Origin of the sequence: Spirillospora sp. NPDC049652, assembly GCF_040675125.1 — a bacterium.
In the GTDB taxonomy this organism is placed as follows: Bacteria; Actinomycetota; Actinomycetes; order Streptosporangiales; family Streptosporangiaceae; genus Spirillospora.
In genome coordinates this window covers 1-1434 of the sequence record NZ_JBFAOF010001397.1, presented here as the reverse complement: position 1 = coordinate 1434, position 1434 = coordinate 1, and the positions used below count along the sequence as shown (strand labels likewise).

Here is a 1434-nt window from a genome sequence, read left to right as displayed (position 1 = left end):
GGCCGGCTGGCCGACGAGCGCCGCGCCGGCGACTCCGCCGAGGACCTGCTCGCCGAGGCCACCCGCTGGCTGAGCGGCGCCCCGGACACCACCACCCCGGACGCGATCGGCCTGATCACCGACCTGCTCAACCGGCACCAGCGGCGGGCCGCCCGGCGCGCCTCCGAGGAGTAGCCGTCCCGGTGCTCCCGCCGGGCCCGGCCGCCGCCGCGAAATCTTCCGGAATGACCGCCTCGCGGAGTGAACCGGGCGGGCTCGGCGATCGTCGCATCCTGGTGAACCGATGCGCTGGAGAGGTGACCAGGTGAGCGGCGAATCCCCGGGCTACGTCCCCCCGGACCACACGAGCACCGTGGAGTTCGCGGTCGGCAGGCCGGGACCGGCCGACCGCGTCCCCGCTCCGGACGACACCCGGACCGACCCGCCGCCCGTGGACGATCCGCCGCCTGCCGACGACCCGCCGCCTGTGGACGATCCGCCGCCTGCCGACGACCCGCCGCCTGTGGACGATGCGCCGCCTGTGGACGATGCGCCGCCGCCCGCCGAGACGATGACCGACTTCCCGGCCGCCGGAGCCACCCTCACCGACCTTCCGGAAGAGGACGGCGCGGACGACGCCCCGCCGACGCCGTCCGGGCCGTCCGACGACCTCGACCTGGCGTCCGTCACCGTCACCGACATCCCGATCCCGCGGCGCGAGGCCCCGGACGCGATCCCCTTCGGCACGCCCGGACCGAACGACACCGCGCCTTCGGACCTCCAGGAAGAGGCCCAGATCCCGCCGGTTGACGACGAGCCGACGACCGAGCCGGGCGACGCAGCCGTGCGACGTCCGGACGAGGCCGAAAGCGCGGTCGCACTGGGCGCGGAAGGCCTTCCGCCGACCCCGGCCCCAGCCCCGCCCCCACCGGCCCCGGAGGCTCCGGTTGCCTCGACCGGGGGCTGGGGAGTGACCCCGCAGATCCCCTCGCCGTTCTCCGCAGGCCCGCACACCGGGGACCTCAGCGTCGCCCGGGGAACGCCTCCGCCCCCGGTCCCGAACCCCAGCGGAGCCTTCAGTACCCTGCCAACCGGCCCCACCGGCCCCACCGCGAACCCGGCGACGCCCGGCGGCGCGCCTCCGTCCGCTGCCCCAGGAGCCGGCGGCGGTGTGGCCATGTTCAGCGGCCCAGGGACGGGTGGCGGCGCGGGCATCGGAGCACCCACGGCCCCTGCCGGCCCGTCCGCGCCAGGGCCGAAGTCCGGCAAGGGACGCCCCTGGGCGCTGGTCGCGCTCATCGCGGGCGTGCTGCTCGTGCTGGGCGGGATCGGCGCGGCGCTCCTGCTCGGCGGATCCGACGACGGGGACAAGGCGACGGCCGCACCGATCGGTTCGGCGACGGCGAGCCCGGAGCCGTCCGAGTCGCCGACGGACGCGACCTCGCCCGGTTCGCC

Annotated in this window: 1 protein-coding gene; it reads left to right on the top strand. The window is 76.9% G+C overall.

Going from position 1 to position 1434, the window contains the following annotated elements; all coding sequences use genetic code 11:
* Positions 1 to 304: 304 nt before the first annotated feature.
* Positions 305 to 1434: flagellar basal body-associated FliL family protein (locus AB0J52_RS40530; RefSeq protein ID WP_500188526.1), on the top strand; the 1130-nt coding region annotated here is incomplete at its 3' end.